At 72.7% G+C, this 13,547-nt stretch carries 14 protein-coding genes; 7 read left to right on the top strand and 7 right to left on the bottom strand.

The window, feature by feature from the left end:
• Window positions 1-35 precede the first annotated feature (35 nt).
• Both AB0K18_RS02145 and AB0K18_RS02140 read right to left on the bottom strand, forming a co-directional pair.
• A complete protein-coding gene (locus AB0K18_RS02145; RefSeq protein ID WP_364908561.1) occupies window positions 36-1,361 on the bottom strand; it encodes a N,N-dimethylformamidase beta subunit family domain-containing protein in 1,326 nt (441 codons plus the stop codon).
• Window positions 1,362-1,413: 52 nt separating this feature from the next.
• A complete protein-coding gene (locus AB0K18_RS02140) occupies window positions 1,414-2,328 on the bottom strand; it encodes a beta-propeller fold lactonase family protein (protein ID WP_364908559.1) in 915 nt (304 codons plus the stop codon).
• A gap of 103 nt (window positions 2,329-2,431) precedes the next feature.
• On the opposite strand from AB0K18_RS02140, the gene AB0K18_RS02135 reads away from it, so the two are divergent.
• Window positions 2,432-3,286: a helix-turn-helix domain-containing GNAT family N-acetyltransferase gene (locus AB0K18_RS02135; protein ID WP_364908556.1), complete on the top strand. Its 855-nt coding sequence runs from the start codon at window positions 2,432-2,434 to the stop codon at window positions 3,284-3,286.
• A gap of 4 nt (window positions 3,287-3,290) precedes the next feature.
• On the opposite strand, the gene AB0K18_RS02130 is transcribed toward AB0K18_RS02135, so the two are convergent.
• Window positions 3,291-4,313 (bottom strand): alkaline phosphatase PhoX, encoded by a 1,023-nt coding sequence (locus tag AB0K18_RS02130; RefSeq protein WP_364908553.1) that lies wholly within the window; start codon window positions 4,311-4,313, stop codon window positions 3,291-3,293.
• Between the two features lie 255 nt (window positions 4,314-4,568).
• Complete coding sequence (locus tag AB0K18_RS02125) at window positions 4,569-5,036, bottom strand: DNA starvation/stationary phase protection protein (RefSeq protein WP_355429387.1); 468 nt, start codon at window positions 5,034-5,036, stop codon at window positions 4,569-4,571.
• 116 nt (window positions 5,037-5,152) lie between these two features.
• Between AB0K18_RS02125 and AB0K18_RS02120 the strand changes: the two genes are divergently transcribed.
• The 3 genes from AB0K18_RS02120 (at window position 5,153) to mmuM (ending at window position 9,085) form a co-directional block, all read left to right on the top strand.
• Window positions 5,153-5,752: a MerR family transcriptional regulator gene (locus tag AB0K18_RS02120; RefSeq protein WP_364908549.1), complete on the top strand. Its 600-nt coding sequence runs from the start codon at window positions 5,153-5,155 to the stop codon at window positions 5,750-5,752.
• A complete protein-coding gene (locus AB0K18_RS02115) occupies window positions 5,749-8,157 on the top strand; it encodes a VIT domain-containing protein (RefSeq protein WP_364908546.1) in 2,409 nt (802 codons plus the stop codon). The genes AB0K18_RS02120 and AB0K18_RS02115 overlap by 4 nt, the downstream gene beginning before the upstream one ends.
• A 61-nt stretch (window positions 8,158-8,218) precedes the next feature.
• Window positions 8,219-9,085 (top strand): homocysteine S-methyltransferase, encoded by an 867-nt coding sequence (mmuM, locus tag AB0K18_RS02110; RefSeq protein WP_364908543.1) that lies wholly within the window; start codon window positions 8,219-8,221, stop codon window positions 9,083-9,085.
• Window positions 9,086-9,194: 109 nt separating this feature from the next.
• Here the strand turns inward: mmuM and AB0K18_RS02105 are convergent, their stop codons facing one another.
• Window positions 9,195-9,620: a DoxX family protein gene (locus AB0K18_RS02105; protein WP_364908540.1), complete on the bottom strand. Its 426-nt coding sequence runs from the start codon at window positions 9,618-9,620 to the stop codon at window positions 9,195-9,197.
• Between the two features lie 81 nt (window positions 9,621-9,701).
• Between AB0K18_RS02105 and AB0K18_RS02100 the strand changes: the two genes are divergently transcribed.
• Complete coding sequence (locus AB0K18_RS02100; protein ID WP_364908538.1) at window positions 9,702-10,163, top strand: MarR family transcriptional regulator; 462 nt, start codon at window positions 9,702-9,704, stop codon at window positions 10,161-10,163.
• A 63-nt stretch (window positions 10,164-10,226) separates the two neighbouring features.
• Here the strand turns inward: AB0K18_RS02100 and AB0K18_RS02095 are convergent, their stop codons facing one another.
• On the bottom strand, window positions 10,227-10,934 hold the full coding sequence (locus tag AB0K18_RS02095; protein WP_364908537.1) for a lysophospholipid acyltransferase family protein: 708 nt from the start codon (window positions 10,932-10,934) through the stop codon (window positions 10,227-10,229).
• Between the two features lie 162 nt (window positions 10,935-11,096).
• Here AB0K18_RS02095 and AB0K18_RS02090 point away from each other — a divergent pair, with 162 nt between their 5' ends.
• A complete protein-coding gene (locus tag AB0K18_RS02090) occupies window positions 11,097-11,855 on the top strand; it encodes an alpha/beta fold hydrolase (RefSeq protein WP_364908534.1) in 759 nt (252 codons plus the stop codon).
• A 46-nt stretch (window positions 11,856-11,901) separates the two neighbouring features.
• Window positions 11,902-12,378 (top strand): hypothetical protein, encoded by a 477-nt coding sequence (locus tag AB0K18_RS02085; protein ID WP_364908532.1) that lies wholly within the window; start codon window positions 11,902-11,904, stop codon window positions 12,376-12,378.
• A gap of 25 nt (window positions 12,379-12,403) precedes the next feature.
• Here the strand turns inward: AB0K18_RS02085 and AB0K18_RS02080 are convergent, their stop codons facing one another.
• Window positions 12,404-13,513: a hypothetical protein gene (locus tag AB0K18_RS02080; RefSeq protein ID WP_364908530.1), complete on the bottom strand. Its 1,110-nt coding sequence runs from the start codon at window positions 13,511-13,513 to the stop codon at window positions 12,404-12,406.
• Window positions 13,514-13,547: the final 34 nt, after the last annotated feature.

Raw genomic sequence — 13,547 nt, 5'->3', positions numbered from 1 at the left:
CTCCGAGCGTCCGGTGCGGGGGTGGGGTCGTGGGGTCAGGGTTTGCCGGCGGGGCCCTGGGCGAAGCGGGTGAGGAGGTTCAGGGTGGCGCGGCGGGTGAAGGCGGCGGCGGAGTCGGTGACGCCGTGACCGCAGCGCTTGCCGCGCAGCCCGCACACCCACCGCATCGTGCCCGACGCGAACACCCCTGCCCCGCTGGGCGCCGTGTAGTACGTGCTGTGCGTGACGCTGCGCCGCCCGCCGCACGAGAACGGCGACTCGGCCAGCACCTGCACCCCGTCGGGCGAGCCGCGCGAGACCCGGTCGGTCTCCACGCCGACGAGCCCGGGGAAGCTGCGCCCCTTGGTCCCGGCGAAGATCCAGTGGTCGGGCCTGCTGACCCGGTAGACGCCCTCGGCGGGGAAGCAGTCGTACATCTGCCCCACCAGCGCGCTCTCCGGCCGAGTGTCGCGCCAGAGCCGGCAGTCGCGCTCCTTGTCGCAGGCGACCGTCCTGCCGTGCACGGCGATGCGCCAGTAGACGGCGTTCGCGCCGAGGAAGGCGAGGTTGGTGCCGCCGTCCCTGGCCCGGGTGACGACCTGGCGCATGCCGGGCGACCAGTACTCGTCGTGGCCGAGCGAGATCACCGCGCGGGCGCCGTCGAGCGCGCCGGGGACGAGGTCGAGGTTCGTCAGGTACGCCAGCGGCACGCCGCTCTGCTCGGCCACCGCCAGCGCCTCACTCTCGAAGTCGAGGAAGAGGCGGGCGCCGCCGCGGTCGTACGGCCGGTCGAAGGTGACGGCGCGCGAGCGGTCGGCGTACCCGCCGGGGCCCTGGTAGAGGCTGCGCCCGCCCCACAGGTTGTACGCCTGCCAGGTGGTGACCGCGTTCACCAGGACGACGCGCCCCGCGGTGGAGGCCGAGCGCACGGTGACGGGCACGTAGCGCTGGGCGCCGGTGGAGGCGTCGAGCCTGATGAGGTACGAGCCTTCTGGCCAGCCGTCGGTGTCCACGGTCAGCGACGGCGTCCAGTGGGCGGCGGTGACGGTGCCGTCCACGACCTCGGCGGGCGTCTGGCGCACCCCCTCGACCGGGTCGGACTCCCACACCTTCGCCGGGTTGGCGCCCATGCGGAAGGCGCGGGCGGTGAAGCGCGGCGCGGTCGTGGAGACGTGCAGCCGCAGCCGCTCGCCCGGCAGCACGCTCACCCGGTCGGCGTACCCCTCGATCTCGTGCTCGGCGCCGAGCTTGTGGATCCGCCAGGACTCCTGCACGTCCGCCCCCACGACGGGAGCGGGCGGCGCGACGGGTCGCGGCGCGGCGGGAGGAGGCTCGCCGCAACCGGCGACGAGCAGGAGGACGACGAGCAGCACCTTGCGCACGCGCCCATGGTCGGCGTGGCGCGCCTCCTCCGGCCGTGACTTGGTGAAGTCCTTACATGACCAGGACGCAGGCCGGGCTGTCCACCTCGTACGCCTCCCCGTCCGGCGCGGGCACCCCGTCGCGCAGGGTGAAGCGGGTGACCGTGTTCGCGTACTGGTTGGCCACGTACATGTGCTCGCCGTCGATGGCGAAGTGCCGGGGCCAGTCGCCGCCGGTCGGCACCTCGGCCACGTGCGACAGGTCGCCGGCGCGCAGCACGGAGACGGTGTTGGGGCCGCGGTTGGCGACGTAGACGAAGTCGCCGTCGAGCTGGAGGTGGGAGGGCGAGTTGGCCCCCTCCTGCCGGGAGGCGGGCACGCTGGTGCGGCGCTCGCCGTCGATGAGCGTGACGGTGCCGTCGAGCTCGCCGGCGACGTAGAGGCGGTCGCCGGCGAACGCGAAGTGACGCGGGCCCGTGCCGGGGCTCAGCGTGATCGACTCCAGCCGGGTGCCGTCGGGACGGTAGCGGCGGATCTCGTCGGTGCCGAGGTCGGAGACGTGCAGCAGGCCGTCGTGGAAGACGCACTGGTGGGCGTGCGGGCCCTCCTGGCGCTCCGCGTCGGGCCCCGAGCCCTCGTTGCGCAGCACGAGCGGCTCGCCCGTGAACGCGCCGCGCTCGTCCAGGTGGTACACGACCGCCGTGCCGTCGCCGTAGTTGGCCGCCGCGAGCAGCGTGCCGGTCGGGTCGACGGCGACGTGGCAGGGGCTGTGGCCCTCGCTCGGGCGCTCGTCGAAGGGGGTCAGCTCGCTGGTGGCCTCGAAGGCGGTGAGCCAGCCGCGTTCGAGCTCGCCCACGGCGTACAGCACCGGGAGCGTGGGGTGGGCGGCGAGGAAGGACGGCGCCGTCACCCGCGCGAGGCCGTGCTCCTTTCCGTCATCGATCGTGACGACGCCCGGGCCGTATCCGCCTATGCGCAGGTGCTTCACAGCGGGGATCCTCCTATGGTTGACTGAAGCAATGAGTTCGTTGACAGAAGCAAGGGTTGCTGAGATCAGGGCCTTCAACCGGTTCTATACGAAAGTGATCGGCGTGCTCCAGGCGGGTATGCACGACTCGCCGTACTCGCTGACCGAGGCACGCGTGCTGTTCGAGCTGGCGCAGACCGACCGGGTCGAGACCGGGGAGCTGCGCGGCCTGCTCGGCCTCGACGCCGGCTATCTCAGCCGCATCCTGACCCGCTTCGAGAACGACGGGCTCGTGGAGCGCGAGCGCTCGGCCTTCGACGCGCGCAAGCAGCTCGTCCGGCTCACCCCCGGCGGGGCCGAGGTCTTCACGGCACTCGACCGGCGTTCGGGCGAGGAGATCGCGCAGCTGCTCGGCGAGCTGGCCGAGGAGGACCAGGCCCGGCTGGTCGGCGGCATGGCGGCGATCAGGCAGGTGCTCGACGGGGCGCGCGAGCCCCGCTCGTACGTGATCAGGCCCCCGCGCACCGGCGACCTCGGCTGGGTCGCCTACCGGCACGGCGTGCTCTACAGCGCCGAGTACGGCTGGGGCACGGCGTTCGAGCAGCTCGTCGCCGGCATCGTGGCCGGCTTCGACCCCGCCCGCGACGCCGGGTGGATCGCCGAGGTGAACGGCGAGCGGGCCGGCTGCGTCTTCTGCATGCGGCAGGACGACGAGACGGCGAAGCTGCGGCTGCTGCTGGTCGAGCCGTCCGCGCGTGGTCTCGGCATCGGGCGGCGGCTGGTGGAGGAGTGCGTACGGCACGCCCGCAACGAGGGCTACCGGCGCGTCACGCTGTGGACCCGCGACTGCCTGACCAGCGCGCGGCGCATCTACCGGGCGGCCGGGTTCGAGCTGGAGTCGGCGGAGAAGGGCTCGGAGAACGGGGTCGAACTGGTCGAGGAGATGTGGACCCTCGACCTGGACGGCCGCCCCGCCTGAGCGCTCAGGGACGGAAGGGGCCCGTCACCTCGAAGGTGTGGCCCTCGGTGCGGCCGCGCCTGGCCGAGAAGTAGAGGCGCTCTCCGCTGGGCGAGAACGCGAGCCCGGTCAGCTCGGCCCCGTGGTGGCCCTCCAGGCGCAGGAACGGGGTGACCGCCCGGTCGGGCGCGATCACGTCGATCTCGGCGCGCTCTCTGGCGACGTAGAGGTCACCGGAGGGCGCGGCGGTGATGGCCCGCACGCCCTCGCACAGCCGGTCGAGCGTGGCGGTCTGCGCGTCGTACGCCCACAGCCCGGTGTCGCCCTTCGTCGTGAAATAACACACCCCGCCGGCGTAGTGGCAACCGTCGCCGCCGTCGAAGTGGCGGGCGTCCTCGACCTGGTGGCGGGCCTCCTTGAGCAGGGCGGCCGGCGACGGCACCGCCTGCCAGCGGCCCGACGAGCACAGCACCTCGAGCGTGCCCTCCGTCAGGTCGCCCCAGTCGCCCGGCCTGAACCGGTAGAAGCAGCCGTCGGGCTCGTCCTCGGTCATGTAGATGACCCGCCGCTCCGGGTCGCAGGCGGCGGCCTCGTGCTTGAAGCGGCCCATCGCCAGCCGGGGACGCGCGGCGCGGGCGCCGTAGGGGTCGCATTCGAAGACGCGGCCGCGGTGGCCGAGCTCGCACGACAGCCACGTGTGCCACGGCGTGGCGCCGCCCGCGCAGTTGAGGTCGGTGCCCGACAGGATGCGGTAGGCGTCGCCGATGCTGCCGTCGGCCCTGAACCGCAGCGCCGACGCGCCGCCGAGCAGGGGCAGCTCGGAGTTGGAGACGTAGATCCAGCCGGCGCCGTCGGGGAAACAGGCGCCGCCGTCGGGGGCCGCGTGCCAGGTCAGGCCGGCGACCTTGTGACCGCTGCGGGCCACCGCCCGGCCGGTGAACCCAGGGGGCAGCGCCAGGCCGTCGGGGCCCGGAAGTCCGAGCGGACCGTACGGGCTGATGCCGCCCGGCAAGAGCGGGCCCGTGCGGAGGAGAGTCTTGTGCGACATCGTGGGGCCTCCCTCTAGGTGCCACGCTAGTCGACCGCACCGACATGAATGACAAGGACTCGCGAAACCAAACTCTGCGCAAACCTCGCCACCGGTGCGCGTGGGACGGCCCGGACAACGGCCCGGGCGGCGGCCCGGGCAACGGCTCGGGCGGCGGACCGGGCAACGGCTCGGGCGGCGGACCGGGCAACGGCCCGGGCACACGAAAGCCCGGGCCGTACGCCCGGGCTCTCCTTCGTCGCGCGCGCCTTCGGATCAGCGCTGTGCCTGGAACATCCAGTGCTGCTTGTCGACTTCCTGCGCCACGGCGATGAGCAGGTCCTGGCTGACCGGGTCGGCCTCCTCGGTGGCGGCGATGCGCTCGTACATGCGCTTGCTGATGCCGCCCAGGATGTCGGTCATGGTCGCCACGACCTTGCCGTCCTCCAGCCAGCCGCCGTCCGGCTGCTGGAGCTTGGTCTCGCGGGAGACGGTCGCGGCGCGGCCGTCCGGGTTGGCGCCCAGGGCCACCATGCGCTCGGCGATGGTGTCCATGTGGGTCCTGGCGAGGTCGGTGACCTCGTCGAGCTGCAGATGGATGGGGCGGAAGTGGGAGCCGATGAGGTTCCAGTGCGACTGCTTGGCGACCAGGGACAGATCGATGAGATCGACCAGGGCGCCCTGCAGGGCCTCGACGACGGTGTTCTTGGCGTCGCCCGTGAGTGGTCCGGTGATTGTAGCCATGCGTACTTTCCTCCCCGTCGGTCGGCTTTTACACATTTAGAACGGTTTTCGGCCTGCCGTTCTTCCGCCACACGAGCACGTTGACACTGTAACAATGACAGTGTCATTGTGGAGATATGAGCGAGACCTGGACGATCGGCGAGCTGGCCGAGCACGCGGCCCGCGCGCTGCGCGACGGCGCGGCGGCCGCCGGACACTCCGCGAACGGACGGGTCCGTGACGTGCCCGGGGAGCGGCTGATCAGGTGGTACACGACGATCGGGCTGCTCGACCCGCCGCTCACCCGGCGCGGCAGGATCGCCCGCTACGGCCGCCGCCACCTCCTGCAGCTCGTGGCCGTCAAACGCATGCAGGCCGCCGGCCACTCGATCGCCGAGATCCAGACCACCCTGACCGGCGCCACCGACCACACCCTGGAGCAGGCGTCCGGCCTGAACGGGGCACTCCCCCGCCCCGGCCCCGCCCCGGCCGCCGCAGGGGGCGGGGAGCGGGCGCGCTTCTGGGCTGAGCGGCCGGGTAGCCCACCGGAGGAGCCGTTGCGTCACGTCGCCGCCCGTGCCCAAGAGGCGGCCGGGGCCGTCACGGGGGTCAGGCTGGGCGATGGGGTGCGGTTGGTGCTCGACGGGAGGCGGGCGCTGTCGGATGAGGACGTTCAGGCGGTGCTGGCGGCGGCCGGGCCGCTGCTCGCGGTGCTCGAAGAGAGGAAGCTGACATGAAGATCACTTCGCTGGAGCCCGCGCGGTGCCTGCCGGTGCCGGACGCCGGGTTCGGCGCGCTGCTGACCGAGCGCGGCAACCTGCCGCTGGAGAGCGTGGACGTGACCGCCGCCATCTCGGGCCTGATCGCCGGGGTCGAGGTCACGCAGGGGTTCACGAACCCGTACGACGTGACGCTGGAGGCCACGTACGTCTTCCCGCTGCCCGACAGGGCGGCGGTGACCGGCTTCCGCATGGAGGCCGACGACCGGGTCGTGGAGGGCGTGCTCAAGGAGCGCGGCCAGGCCAGGGCCGACTACGACCAGGCGCTGCGCGAGGGCAGGCGGGCGGCGATCGCCGAGGAGGACCGGCCCGACGTGTTCACGATCAGGGTGGGCAACATCCTGCCCGGGGAGCGCGTCTCGGTACGCCTGAGCATGAGCCAGCCGCTGCCGTACGAGGACGGCGCCGCCACGTTCAGGTTCCCGCTGGTCGTGGCGCCGCGCTACATCCCCGGCCGCCCGATCGACGGCCCGCCGGCCGGTGACGGCGTGGCGCCCGACACCGACGCCGTGCCCGACGCCTCCAGGATCAGCCCGCCGGTGCTGCTGCCCGGCTTCCCCCACCCCGTACGCCTGTCGCTGACGGCCACGGTGGACGCGGCCGGGCTGGAGCTGCGCGAGCTCGCCTCCAGCCTGCACGTGGTCGAGGAGGAGGGCGGCACGGTACGCCTGCGCCCAGGCGAGCGGCTGGACCGCGACTTCGTGCTGCGGCTGACGTTCGCGGCGTCCACCGCCCTGCAACTGGACGGGCGGGGCACGTTCGCGCTGACCGTGCTGCCGCCGCCGCTGGAGGGCGCCCGCACGCCGCGCGACCTGGTGCTGCTGCTCGACCGCTCGGGCAGCATGGGCGGCTGGAAGATGGTCTGCGCCCGCCGGGCCGCCGCGCGCATCGTCGACACGCTGACCTCGCACGACAGGTTCGCGGTGCTGACGTTCGATTCAGTGGTGGAGGAGGCGTTCGAGGGGCTGGCAGAAGCGTCCGACCGCAACCGTTACCGCGCGGTCGAGCACCTCGCGAGGGTGGACGCCCGGGGCGGCACCGAGCTGCTGGAGCCGCTGCGGCGGGCCGTCGCGCTGCTCGACGGCCGTACGGAGGGCCGCGAGCGGGTCGTCGTGCTCGTCACCGACGGGCAGGTCGGCAACGAGGACCAGATCCTGGAGCAGGCGGGCGGCGCGCTGTCGGCCATGCGGGTGCACGCGGTGGGCATCGACAGGGCGGTGAACGCCGGGTTCCTCGGCCGTCTCGCGGGGCTCGGCGCGGGCCGGTGCGAGCTGGTCGAGTCAGAGGACCGGCTGGACACGGCCATGGAGCACATCCACCGCAGGATCGGCGCTCCCCTGGTCACCGACCTGGCGCTCAAGGGCCTGGAGGTCGAGCCGGAGACCGTCACCCACCTGGGGTCGATCTTCCCGGGGGTGCCGCTGCGCGCGTACGGGCGCTGTCGCGAGGGCTCGTCGGTGACCGTGCGGGGGCTGACCGCGCAGGGGCAGTGGGAGGAGCGCGTGGACGGCGTCGCGGTGGACAATCCGGCCATCAGGGCCGTGTGGGCCCGCGCTCACCTGCGCGAGCTGGAGGACCGGTACGCCATGGGCGAGCACGACCTGGAGGAGCGCATCGTGCGCACCTCGCTGGAGTACGGCGTGCTCTGCCGGTTCACCGCGTACGTGGCGGTGGACACCCGGCAGGTCGCCGGCGAAGGGCCGCGGCACCGCGTCATCCAGCCGGTCGAGCCGCCGAGCGGGTGGGAGCCGCCACAGTCGCCCGGGATGGGCGCCTTCGGGGCGAACGTCATGCTCGCCGCCGCGCCGGCGAGCCCGGCCAGGATGCGGACGCCGCAGCCCGGGCTGAGCAGCGCGGGCGGAATGGAGATGGAGCGGGGCTTCCTCGCCGGAGGGCCGCAGGACGGCGGCGCCCTGCCTCCCTCGCCGGCGCCCATGCCGATGGCTCCCGGCGGGCCGCGCCGGGGTCGCGGCCGGGCGGCCGGCGGGCGTCTGGAGTCGGTACGTCCCCAGCTCGCGGCCGAACTCGACCGCCTGAGGGCCCTGCCCGCGCCCGACCTGCTCTACCTGGCCGACCTGGGCACCCGGCTGGCGGCGCTGGCGGCGTACCTCGGGGGGAACGAGCAACTGGAACGCCTGGCGGCCGAGCTGGCGGCGGCCGAGCGTCCCGGCGCGGACACCCACGCCCTGCACGCCCGCGCCGTCGAGGTCCTCACGGCCCTGACCGGCCCCACTCCCCCGCCTCCGGCGGGAGACCCACGCTCGGCGATCGACCCGAGGCCGGCGGGCGACCCCGGGACTCCGGGCACCCCGGGCGTCCCCGGCGACGGAGGCCGGCGCGGCCCCTTCTGGAAGCGCACCTGACGGACGCCGTGGCCTATGCCCGTCGCGACGGGCATGGGCCACGGCTGCGTACGCTGAACGGGTGACGACACTTGTCCTGGACGGAGGGCTGGCGACCCAGCTCGAGAGCCTCGGCGCCGACCTGCGCGACGAGTTGTGGTCGGCTCGGCTGCTGCTGGAGGAGCCCGAGCTGATCAGGCACGCGCACGCGTGCTACTTCGCGGCGGGCGCCGACGTGGCGACCACGGCCAGCTACCAGGCGACGCTGCCGGGGTTCGAGCGGCGCGGGCTCGGCGCCGGCGAGGCGGAGCGGCTGCTGCGGCTGTCGGTGAAGCTGGCGGCGCAGGCCCGCGACGAGCACGGGCGCGGGCTCGTGGCGGCCTCGGTGGGCCCGTACGGCGCCTATCTGGCCAACGGCGCCGAGTACACCGGCGACTACGACCTCGACGAGGACGGCCTGTACGCCTGGCACCGCCCCCGCTGGGAGATCCTCGCGGCGGCCGGGGCCGACCTGCTGGCCTGCGAGACCATTCCGTCCTATCCGGAGGCGCGGGCGCTGGCCCGGCTGCTGGCCGGCACGCCCGAGGTGAAGGCGTGGGTGGCCTTCTCGTGCCGCGACGGCGAGCGGCTCAACGACGGCACGCCCATCGCGCGGGCGGCGGCCGTGTTCGGCGGCAACCCGCAGGTGGTGGCCGTGGGCGCGAACTGCACGGCGCCGCGCCACATCCCCGGCCTGATCGGCTGCCTGTCGGGCGGGCTGCCCGTGGTCGTCTACCCGAACTCGGGCGAGACGTGGGACGCCGGGCTCCGCCGCTGGGCGGGCCTGGCCGACCCGGTGGAGTTCGGCCAGGCGGCCAAGGAGTGGCAGCAGGCGGGCGCGTCCCTGATCGGCGGCTGCTGCCGCACGACGCCGGACTACGTCAGGCAGATCCGCGCCCACCTGTCCTGAGCCACCAGCGCACGCCTGGCTGCGGGCCCAGGTGAGGACACAGGTGAGGGACTCCGTCGGCGCCGCGTTCCCCGGTCTCGGGTGACGCGGCGCCGGGTTCTTCAGCCGGTCAGGCGACCGCGGGGGCGGTGCGGCGGCGGCGCAGGAGCACGTTGTCGAGGGCGAAGGCTCCCCCGCCGGTGAAGCCGACCGCCAGGCTGGCCGCGGCCAGGGCCAGCACGAACTCGTAGCCGCCCTCGCCGGCCAGCCCGTTGGCGCCGTGCACGAAGACGATGGCGCCGAGCATGTCGAGGGCCAGCAGCGACCCGGCGACGGGCAGCGCGACGCCGAGGATCAGCGCGAGCCCGCCGAGCACCTCCAGCGCGGCCACGGCGGGCGCGGCGAGGCCGGCCAGCGGGATGCCCACCGACTCGAAGAACTTGGTCGTGCCCTCGATGCCCATGGTCGCGAACTTCTGATAGCCGTGCACCAGGAAGATCACCCCGACGGCGACCCTGGCGAGCAGCAGGACGACGGGGCGCCCCTGATCCACCATGCGTGCTCCTTCTTGATGTTCGGATTTGAACGACAACTCTAGCAGTGATGGTTCAAATTCGAACGACAGTACACTGAGTCGGTGACGGACCCCCGATGGCTGGACTCGACGGAGATGGCCGCATGGCGTGCCTTCCTGGCCACCTCCCACCTGCTTGAGCGGCGCATCGAAGAGCAGCTCAAAGCCTCTGCCGGGCTCACCCACCCGCAGTACGAGATCCTCGTGCGGCTCTCCGCCGCCCCCGGCCGCAGGCTGCGCATGACCGAGCTGGCCAGGGGGGTGGTGGTGTCGAAGAGCGCGCTGACGTACCAGGTGACCCAGCTGGAGAAGGCGGGGCTGGTCGGGCGGGAGACCTGCCCGTCGGACGACAGGGGCGTGCTGGCCGTGCTCACCGAGGCGGGCGTGCGCTGCCTGGAGCGGGTGGCGCCCGGTCACCTGGAGGTGGTGCGGGCGTACCTCATCGACCGGCTCAGCAGGGAGGAGCTGCAGGCGATGACGAGCGCCATGCGCAGGGCGGAGGAGGCCTTACGCTCCTCCGCGTGAACGGCCCCCTCAGCTCCGGCCCTCAGCTCCGGCCCTCAAGGCTCTGGCCTTCAGCTCTGGCCCTCAGCTCTTGGCGGCCGCCGCGCGGGCCGCGCGCTCCATCTCGACGCGGGCGCTCGCGGCGTATTTGTCGACGTATTCCTGGCCCGACAGCTCCATGAGCGCGTACATGATCTCGTCGGTCACCGCGCGCAGCACCAGCCGGTCGTCCTCCATCCCGTAGTAGCGGGAGAAGTCGAGCGGCTTGCCGAACTTCACGCCCGGACGGATGCCCAGCTTGGGCAGCGGGCGCCCGGGCGGCATCATCTCGTACGTGTTGATCATCGCCCACGGGATCACCGGCACCCGCGACTCCAGCGCGAGCCGCGCCACGCCGGTCTTGCCCTTGTAGAGGCGGCCGTCGGGCGAGCGGGTGCCCTCGGGGTAGATGCCGAGGATGTTGCCCTCGCGCAGGATGCGCAGCCCGGTGCGCAGCGCGGCCTCACTGGCCTTGCCGCCCGAGCGGTCGATGGGCACGGTGCCGACGCCGCTGAAGAACAGCCTGGTGAAGAAGCCCTTGACGCCGCGGCCGGTGAAGTAGTCGGCCTTGCCGAGCGAGATGACCTTGCGGCGGATCTGCAGCGGGCCGAAGAAGTGGTCGGCGAAGGACAGGTGGTTGCCGGCGAGGATCGCGGCCCCCTGCTTGGGCACGTTTTCCGCGCCCTCGGTCCAGGGCCGGAACACGAGGTGGAGGAACGGCCCCAAGATGGCCTTGACCACCCAGTAGAACACCTGGCACCTCTTCCCTGATCACGTCGTCGAGATCGGCAGAGTCATCTTCCCACCTCGCGGGCCATGCTCCTACCTCACCTCTCGCACAATTACCCCAGAACGTGCGACGATCGGGCCGTTCCGGCAGAAATTGCCGGAATGAAACAGCACGGAGGAGCTGTTATGCCGCTCATGCCAGGCGCGGAGCCCTACCACCATGATGCAGGCCCGGTGGGCGTGCTGTTGTGCCACGGGTTCACCGGCACGCCGCAGTCGCTGCGGCCGTGGGCCGAACACCTGGCCGGGCACGGGCTCAGCGTTTCGCTGCCCCGCCAGCCCGGTCACGGCACCAGGTGGCAGGAGATGAACCGCACCCGCTGGGAGGACTGGTACGCCGAGGTGGAGAAGGCGTTCGCCGATCTCCAGGGCCGTTGCGCGGAGGTGTTCGTGGCGGGGCTGTCGCTGGGCGGCTGCCTCGCGCTGCGACTGGCCGAGGTGCACGGCGCGGCGATCAGGGGCGTGATGGTCGTCAACCCCTCGATCGCGCTCGACGTGCCGCTGCTGAGGCTGGCTCCGCTGCTCAAGTGGTTCGTCGCGTCCGTGCCTGGCGTCGCCAACGACGTCAAGAAGCCCGGCGTGACGGAGCTGGCCTACACGCGCACCCCGGTCAAGGCGGCGGCCTCGCTGCCGGGCCTGTGGTCGCTGGTGCAGGCCGACCTGGCGAAGGTGACACAACCGCTGCTGGTCTTCCACAGCACGGAGGACCACGTGGTGAAGCCGACGAGTGTCGCGATCATCCGCGCGAAGGTCCCGCAGGCCACGATCGAGGAGCTTACCGATAGCTACCATGTTGCGACGCTGGACAACGATGCCGACAGGATCTTTGCCGGGAGCCTCGACTTCATCCGGACACATGCCTCGGTACCCTTGCAGAGGGACTGATCGCACCCAGGGGGAAGTCGCGATCGCTGCGGAGAGGCCCATCTAGGTGACGCCCCAGAGTGACGAGGACGAGGTCTGGCGGCAGATCGTCGCGTCCTTCAACGACACAGCCGAGCGCGATTCGGCCGACCAGCCGTGGCCGGACAGCGAAAACCTCCCCGCCGAGCCGACCCGCCGGGTGGTCAAGCCGCCCGAGGGCGAGCCGGGCGAGGACGACGACCCGCCGCGCGACGCCGACGACAGCACGGGCGAGGGCTCCGAGGACGAGGAGGAGGAGGGCCACTTCGTGCCTCCGCCGCCGCCTCCGCTGCCCAAGCTCGACCTGGCGACCAAGCTGGCGTGGGTCGCGCTGTTCGGCGGTCCCGCCTACCTCCTGGTGGCGGCCATGGCGAGCTGGCACATGGAGGGGTGGGCGCTGTTCACGGCGGTGGCGGCGTTCATCGGCGGGTTCGTGGCGCTGGTCGTGCGCATGGGCGACGGCCCGCCCAACGACTCGGGCTGGGACGACGGCGCCGTCCTCTGAGCGCTGAAGGGGTGCGGGCCCGGGGCTAGGACTTCTGGGTGCTGGTCCTGGGCACGAACGACTCCACCACGTCGGTGTACTGGTCGTCGGGGTCGACCGCGTGGCCGACCGCCCACACCGTGCCCTTGCCCGCGAGGTAGGTGACGGCCTGCAGGCGTACGCTGTCGCGGTCTTTCTGGGTGGCGCCGCGGATGATCGTGCAGGAGCCCTTCTCACAGCGCAGCATGAACGGCACGGCGGCGTGGGCCGGGTCGTAGCCGGTCATCCAGTAGCGGCCCTTGCCGTCGCCGGTGACGCCGTAGAGCCTGGCCTCGGACGAGCCGGGCAGCCGCAGGCGGCTCCAGCGCTTGCCGTTCCAGACCAGCGCGAGCGGCGAGATGTCGCCGGGGCCGCGGTAGACGCCGCCCACGGCCACCGCCCGCTTGGAGCTGTCGACCTGGATGTCGCGCAGATAGCCGCCGGGGACGGAGGGCAGCGTCATCGACTTCCACGATCCGCCCGAGTAGTGGACGACCAGCGGCCTGGTGCCGGTGTCGCCGACCGCGAAGCCGCCGGAGACCGCGTAGAGGGCGCCCTTCTCCTTGGTCTGCTGCACCGTCCAGGTGTTGCCCTGGCCGGTGAGGATGAGCCCGTTCTTCTCACGGCTGCCGACGGCCACGACGCGGCCCGGCTTGGCGTCGATGCCGCCGAGCCAGTCGCCGGCGCGCAGCCCCTGGGGCCTGACCCGGTCGAACCCGGCCGTGTCGCCGTGGGCGAGGTAGGGCAGGCCGTCGTGCCCGTCGCCGACCGCCCAGACGTCGGAGGCCGACGCGGCGGCCAGGCTGCGCAGGCTGCCCGCGGCCGTGGCGTCGCGGATGCCGATCTCGGCCCATCTGCTGCCGTTCCAGTGGCGGATCGTGCCGCGGTTCTTCCAGACGTCCCAGATCTCCTGCTGGCCCACCGCCCAGACGTTGTCGGCGGTGATCGCGAGCACGTCGGAGAGCGAGCCGTCGGCCTGGAGGCGCACGCTGGTCGACTGCTGCCACGCTTCGGCGGCGGGCCGGGGATCGGCATGCGCGGCGGGCGTGACCTGCGTCAAGGCCACGGACGTCGCCAAGATCAGAGAGAGCGCACGCCGCTGAGAGCGACGGGTCATGAGGGAAATGCTACGGGCTCACGCGCCTGTCTTG

Origin of the sequence: Nonomuraea sp. NPDC049421 (genome assembly GCF_040677005.1) — a bacterium.
Taxonomy (GTDB): domain Bacteria; phylum Actinomycetota; class Actinomycetes; order Streptosporangiales; family Streptosporangiaceae; genus Nonomuraea; species Nonomuraea salmonea.
Note: the sequence above shows the minus strand (reverse complement) of the source record. Positions and strands in the feature narration are given on the sequence as shown.

Excerpts from the sequence above, each read along its gene's own strand:
- AB0K18_RS02120 (WP_364908549.1), top strand. The coding sequence starts at position 5,153 with ATGAGCGAGACCTGGACGATCGGCGAGCTGGCCGAGCACGCGGCCCGC.
- AB0K18_RS02105 (WP_364908540.1), bottom strand. The coding sequence starts at position 9,620 with ATGGTGGATCAGGGGCGCCCCGTCGTCCTGCTGCTCGCCAGGGTCGCC.
- AB0K18_RS02115 (WP_364908546.1), top strand. The coding sequence starts at position 5,749 with ATGAAGATCACTTCGCTGGAGCCCGCGCGGTGCCTGCCGGTGCCGGAC.
- AB0K18_RS02090 (WP_364908534.1), top strand. The coding sequence starts at position 11,097 with ATGCCGCTCATGCCAGGCGCGGAGCCCTACCACCATGATGCAGGCCCG.
- AB0K18_RS02125 (WP_355429387.1), bottom strand. The coding sequence starts at position 5,036 with ATGGCTACAATCACCGGACCACTCACGGGCGACGCCAAGAACACCGTC.
- AB0K18_RS02080 (WP_364908530.1), bottom strand. The coding sequence starts at position 13,513 with ATGACCCGTCGCTCTCAGCGGCGTGCGCTCTCTCTGATCTTGGCGACG.
- AB0K18_RS02130 (WP_364908553.1), bottom strand. The coding sequence starts at position 4,313 with ATGTCGCACAAGACTCTCCTCCGCACGGGCCCGCTCTTGCCGGGCGGC.